Origin of the sequence: Mesorhizobium sp. M7A.F.Ca.US.014.04.1.1 (assembly GCF_003998745.1) — a bacterium.
Classification (GTDB): domain Bacteria; phylum Pseudomonadota; class Alphaproteobacteria; order Rhizobiales; family Rhizobiaceae; genus Mesorhizobium; species Mesorhizobium ciceri.
The window spans coordinates 1-5609 of sequence record NZ_RZRW01000390.1; the positions used below are offsets into that span (position 1 = coordinate 1).

Annotated in this window: 7 protein-coding genes; 4 read left to right on the plus strand and 3 right to left on the minus strand. The window is 63.2% G+C overall.

Annotated elements, in window-relative coordinates:
- Together EOA22_RS22880 and EOA22_RS22885 are read right to left on the minus strand one after the other, a co-directional pair.
- Positions 1 to 712, minus strand: a 712-nt coding sequence (locus EOA22_RS22880; protein ID WP_281040780.1) for a GH25 family lysozyme, incomplete at its 3' end; no start/stop codon positions are given.
- A 246-nt stretch (positions 713 to 958) separates the two neighbouring features.
- Entirely contained in the window at positions 959 to 1177 is a 219-nt protein-coding gene (locus EOA22_RS22885; protein ID WP_013532811.1) for a hypothetical protein, read from the minus strand.
- A 214-nt stretch (positions 1178 to 1391) separates the two neighbouring features.
- Here EOA22_RS22885 and EOA22_RS22890 point away from each other — a divergent pair, with 214 nt between their 5' ends.
- Together EOA22_RS22890 and EOA22_RS22895 are read left to right on the plus strand one after the other, a co-directional pair.
- Positions 1392 to 3161, plus strand: coding sequence for an acyl-CoA dehydrogenase (locus EOA22_RS22890; protein WP_127390233.1), 1770 nt, complete (start codon positions 1392 to 1394; stop codon positions 3159 to 3161).
- A 19-nt stretch (positions 3162 to 3180) separates the two neighbouring features.
- A complete protein-coding gene (locus EOA22_RS22895; RefSeq protein ID WP_063167663.1) occupies positions 3181 to 3933 on the plus strand; it encodes a crotonase/enoyl-CoA hydratase family protein in 753 nt (250 codons plus the stop codon).
- 9 nt (positions 3934 to 3942) lie between these two features.
- Here the strand turns inward: EOA22_RS22895 and pdxH are convergent, their stop codons facing one another.
- Positions 3943 to 4560, minus strand: a complete 618-nt coding sequence (gene pdxH, locus EOA22_RS22900; protein WP_063167664.1) for a pyridoxamine 5'-phosphate oxidase — start codon at positions 4558 to 4560, stop codon at positions 3943 to 3945.
- Between the two features lie 72 nt (positions 4561 to 4632).
- On the opposite strand from pdxH, the gene EOA22_RS22905 reads away from it, so the two are divergent.
- Positions 4633 to 5094 (plus strand): RT0821/Lpp0805 family surface protein, encoded by a 462-nt coding sequence (locus EOA22_RS22905; RefSeq protein WP_127390234.1) that lies wholly within the window; start codon positions 4633 to 4635, stop codon positions 5092 to 5094.
- 100 nt (positions 5095 to 5194) lie between these two features.
- A partial coding sequence (locus tag EOA22_RS22910; RefSeq protein ID WP_164751625.1) for a DnaJ domain-containing protein occupies positions 5195 to 5609 on the plus strand: 415 nt, incomplete at its 3' end.

Consider the following 5609-nt stretch of genomic DNA (forward strand, 5'->3'; position numbering starts at 1 on the left):
CTATGTCGTTAGGCGTGCCGGCAACCCTGTAAGGGCAGCGGAAACGGCCGCAATTGGCTTGCGCCGAAAACTGCCACAGTGCGTAGCCTTGCCAGTTGCCCATCGGAAAATGCACGTCGATGTCGGACTTATAGCGGGCATACCAGAGCGGCAGCCGCGACAGGAGCCGGTATCGGTAGCTGTTGTCGGCAATGTACTGGGCGGTCTTGCCGTTGGTGTACAGCACCGGGAAACGGCCGATGCGCCGATGCACCTGGCGGACGAACTCCTCGGCATCGTCGAGCGACATCCATTGCGAGGGATCATTGCCCTCAATGTCGAGAGCCATGAGATCGTCGGGCGCAGGCTCGGCGAAATCGAGGAAATTGTTGGCCTGTTCGACCGGATTGCCCGGGCGGGCAAGGTGATAGGCGCCCCATTTCAGGCCGAGTGCCTTGGCCACCACCCGGCGCGTCTGGAACAGTTCGCGCGTCACCGCATGGCGTTTCCACAGCGCCTTGCAAAGCTTCACCTCAATGTCGTTGCCCAGGCAGAAATAGGGCGGCGGCATGCCGTCGGAGGCCTTGTTGATGAAGCCGACGACCCGCTTGTCGGTGGCGAGTTGGGCCCAACCGATGGAATTGTATTCGTAGGCATCGACCACCAAAGCGCGGTCGGCGTTCTTCCAGGGTTCGGAAAAATCCGAAGCCTTTGCCGCCGTGGACAGCGCCATCGTCGCCGCCAAGGCGAGAAGCGCCAGCGCATGTCGCCCAAAAGTGTGCAGCGGTTTTGGGGCAACGACATGCGGAGGAAACAATGGCTTGAAGGGCGTCGGCACGACACTCTTCAAGCGGCGAAGGAGACGCGCCGTCCTTTTCAAAACAGGGAATCCCCGTTGATCAAAGACAAATCCTGAACGGCTATGGTTAAGGAAGTACTTTCGGGGCTGACTTCAGAAAAGCTGGCGACGCATCAGCTGCTAGAATTCAAACGGGTCCGGAGCCGGCTCTTGCCGCAGCGTGCCCTCGGCGGCGCGTTTGCGGTGGTGGGCGAGTGAGCATTGCGGCGAGCATAATATGCCGCGATCCGACCAGTAGGCGGCCCCGTGGTCCAGTCTGCCGCCATGGTAGCAGAACCCCTCCGCTCGATAGGGCAGGCCGCATTCGATGCAGCGATAGGCGTCGGGTCTGGCAAGCATGGGCTGTTCCGGTTGGCTGGTTCTGATCCGTCGCCGGTCGACTTGATCCGGCATGGATTGAACTTAATACGCGCCGCCGCGATTGCAAAATCCGCGTGACAAAATTTGACGTTTACGTAAAAAGAAGATGGGAGAGCGCTGATACGGCGGGTGGTTTTGCAGCGGCGCTGGCTCTAGGGTCGGCAGGACCGATGCATCGGAAGGAGTAAGCGGCATGTATAGGGCACCGGTCGAGGATATCGCCTTCACGCTCAAGCACGTCGCCGGCATGAAATCGGCGCTCGATGCCGGCAGGTTCGGCGATCTCGGCGATGACCTGGTCGATGCCGTTCTTGGCGAGGCCGGCCGCTTCGCCACTGAAGAGGTCGCACCGCTCTACACGATCGGCGATCGGCAAGGTGCCGTGCTGAAGGACGCTGCCGTCACCACACCACCCGGCTGGAAGGAACTCTATCGCCGCTGGATCGATGGCGGCTGGAACGCGCTCTCCGGGCCTGAGGAATATGGCGGCCAGGCGCTGCCGACCATGCTTGGCGTTGCCGCGCTCGAAATGTGGAACTCCGCCGCCATGGCCTTCGGCATCGGCCCGACGCTGACCATGGGCGCTGTCGAAGCGCTCGACAAACACGCCTCCACAGACCTCAAGGCAAAGTATCTCGGAAAGCTCGTCTCCGGCGAGTGGATGGGCACGATGAACCTGACCGAGCCGCAAGCCGGTTCGGACCTCGCCGCCTTGCGCGCCCGCGCGGAGCCGGTGGGTGACGGCAGCTACCGCATCTTCGGCCCGAAAATCTTCATCACCTATGGCGAGCACGATTTCACCGACAACATCATCCATCTGGTGCTGGCGCGGCTACCGGATGCGCCGGCCGGCACGCGCGGCATATCGCTGTTCCTGGTGCCGAAAATCCTGGTCGGCGACGATGGCGCGCTCGGCGCGCGCAACGATGTCTTCTGTTCCGGACTTGAGCACAAGCTCGGCATCCACGCCTCGCCGACCTGCACCATGATCTATGGCGATGGTTTCCAGGGCGCCAAGCCCGGCGCTATCGGCTGGCTGATCGGCGAGGAGAACAAGGGCCTCGCCTGCATGTTCACGATGATGAACAATGCGCGGCTTTGTGTCGGCATGCAGGGGGTAGCGGTCGCGGAAGCCGCAACGCAGAAGGCGATCGCCTATGCCAATGAACGCCGGCAGGGCAAGGCCGCGAGCTACACTGGCACGGGTATGGCGCCGATCGTCCATCACCCCGATGTCCAGCGTAACCTGCTGACCATGAAGGCGCTGACCCAAACCGCGCGCGCCATCAGCTATTCCTGTGCCCACGCCATCGACATGGCCGGTGTCTCCGCCGGTGACGAGGCGGCCCACTGGCGCGACCGCGCCAATCTGCTGACGCCGCTGGCAAAGGCGTTCTCGACCGATATCGGCGTCGAGGTTGCCTCACTCGGCCTCCAGGTTCATGGCGGCATGGGCTTCATCGAGGAGACGGGAGCGGCCGCCTTCTATCGTGATTCGCGCATCGCCCCGATCTACGAGGGCACCAACGGCATTCAGGCGATCGATCTGGTGATGCGCAAGCTGCCGCTCGGCGGCGGCGACCATGTGCATGGTTATATCGCCGAACTGGCTGATATGGCCGCAGCGGTGCGGACCTCGAACCTGCAGGGTTTCGGCCGCACCGCCGACGCTCTCGACGCGGCACTTGGCGATCTCAGCGAAGCGACCCGCTTCCTGCAGAAACTGGCGGCCGAAGGCCGGGCGGACGAGGCGCTGGCGGGTGCGACGCCCTATCTCAGGCTGATCTCGCTTGCCGCCGGCGGCGCCTATCTGGCGCGCGGCGCTCTTGCCGACCAAGGCCGTATTCCCCTTTGCCGCTTCTTCGCCGAAAACCTGCTCGGCGAGGTCAGCGCTTTGCGGGCGCGCGTCATCGATGGCGCCGAAAGCCTCGCCGCTGCCGGAAAAACGCTGATTTCCGCCTGACGTTCACAAGGAAAGAACCGTGACAGACCATATCCTCGTCGAGCGCCAGGGCGCCATCCAGATCATCCGCATGAACCGGCCGGACAAGAAGAACGCGCTGACGCGCGCCATGTATGCGAAAATGTCAAAAAGCCTGGCAGAAGGCGACGCCGACCCGGAGATCCGCGTCCATGTCTTTCTCGGCGTGCCCGGCGCCTTCTCCTCAGGCAACGACCTTGCCGACTTCATGATCATCGCCACCGGTGGTGACGGCGGCACCGAAGTCTGGGACTTCCTGATGGCGCTGGCCAGGGTCGAAAAACCCATGGTCTCCGGCGTCGACGGCATCGCGGTCGGCATCGGCACGACGCTCAACCTGCATTGCGACCTGACCTTCGCCACGCCGCGCACCGTGTTCAGGACGCCTTTCGTCGACCTTGGCCTGGTGCCCGAGGCGGGGTCGAGCCTCTTGGCGCCGCGCATCCTCGGGCAGCAGGGTGCCTTCGCGCTGCTCGGCCTCGGCGAGGGCTTTTCGGCTGAACGGGCGAAGGCCGCCGGCCTGATCTACGAGGTGGTCGAGGAAGCAGCACTGGAGGCCTCGGTGCTGGCGGCCGCCGGCCAGATCGCGGCCAAGCCGCCGCAGGCGTTGAAGATCGCGCGCGACCTGATGCGCGGCTCGCGCGACGACCTCGTCGCCCGCATCGGCGAGGAAAGCGAGCATTTTCGCGAGCGCCTGAAGTCCGATGAGGCGCGCGCCGCGCTCACCGCGTTCATGACGAGAAAGAAGGCCTGAGCCTCTTCTTCAGGGATAAAGCCTCGTCTTGTCCCAGGCGCCTTTCGCGTTGCGGCTGAAGACGAGCCGGTCGTGCAGGCGGAACGGCCTGTCGTGCCAGAACTCGATTGTCGTGGGCACGATTCGGAAGCCGGACCAGTGCTTTGGCCGCGGGATCTCGCCGATCGGGTAGCGTGCCGTGTATTCGGCCACTGCCTTCTCCAGCGCAAAGCGGCTTTCCAGCGGCCGCGATTGTTTCGAGGCCCATGCGCCGATGCGGCTGCCGCGCGGCCGTGTCGCATAGTAGGCGTCGGCTTCGGCGTCGCTGACGATCTCCACCGGTCCGCGAATGCGTACCTGGCGGCGCAGTGATTTCCAATGGAAACACATCGCCGCCTTCATGCTGCCAAGAATCTCCTGGCCCTTGGCGCTCTCGAAATTCGTGTAGAAGACAAACCCGCTTTCATCGAACCCCTTGAGCAAAACCATGCGCACATCCGGCATGCCGTCGGCATCGACGGTCGCCAGAGCCACGCCGTTGGGGTCGTTCGGCTCGCTTTTCGTGGCGTCGTCCAGCCATGCGGCAAACAGGCGAAACGGCTCGGCAGCCTCGGTAAAGTCACCGCTTGTTAACTCAGTGTCACTCATAGTTTTTCTCAAATTGTCACGAAGATTCTTACAAAGCCAAGATTCTTAACGAAGCAAGGGGGAGGCTGCCGATTGTCGCTTATCGCGCAAGCTTTTGACAGCAGGCAATGGAGCGTTATCGCTTCGGCCAGCGCGAAAGCCGCGATCGTGGCGGTCGCCTTGCCGCTTGCCGCTTGTGGCGCCGGCGGCTTCAGCCTGGAAAAACCCGAAGTCGACCGCTCGATCCTGACCAGCAGCACATCGGCCTCGGCCGCGCCGGCCAGTCTGGATCGCGACTCCGACCAGACGACGATCGGCAATGCAGTCTCCTCGGCCGACATCGAGCAGCTCGGCGGGCAGGCCGTCCCATGGGCCAATGCCGGTACCGGCTCGCGCGGTTCCATCACCGATCTGGCGGAATTGAAGGACAACGGCCAGACCTGCCGCCGCTTCAAGGCCTCGCGCGAAAGCTTTGACGGCGTTGCCATGTTCGAAGGCGAACTGTGCCTGGCCAGCGCCGGCGGCTGGCGCATGCAGGACTTCAAGGCGCTCTGATTTTCCGCGTCTGATATGCGGCTCCAGCACTGGAATTTCTTCCTATGGGAGCGCATATAAGAGGCAACCAGAGACTCAACTCTTCTCCAGGGCAGTAAGCATGCGCGACCCCTATGAGGTGCTGGGCGTTGCCAGGAACGCATCGGCCAAAGACATAAAGTCGGCGTACCGGAAACTCGCCAAAAAGCATCATCCGGACCAGAATCCGAATGATCCAAAGGCGAAGGACCGTTTCGCCGCAGCCAACCAGGCCTACGAGATCGTCGGCGACGAAAAGAATCGCGCCGCTTTCGATCGCGGCGAGATCGACGCTGACGGCAAGCCGCGATTCCAGGGCTTTGAGGGCGCTGCCGGTGGCGGCGATCCGTTTGGCGGCTTTCGCCGGCAGCAAGGTCCGGGCGGCTCGCGGTTCGAATTCCGCTCCGGTCGACCCGGTGGCGATCCGTTCGACGGCAACAGCGACATCTTCAGCCAGATTTTTGGCGACACTTTTTCCGGCGCGCGCGGTCCCGGCA

Coding starts and splice junctions, on each gene's coding strand:
- EOA22_RS22885 (WP_013532811.1), bottom strand. CDS start 1,177: ATGCTTGCCAGACCCGACGCCTATCGCTGCATCGAATGCGGCCTGCCC.
- EOA22_RS22890 (WP_127390233.1), top strand. CDS start 1,392: ATGTATAGGGCACCGGTCGAGGATATCGCCTTCACGCTCAAGCACGTC.
- pdxH (WP_063167664.1), bottom strand. CDS start 4,560: ATGAGTGACACTGAGTTAACAAGCGGTGACTTTACCGAGGCTGCCGAG.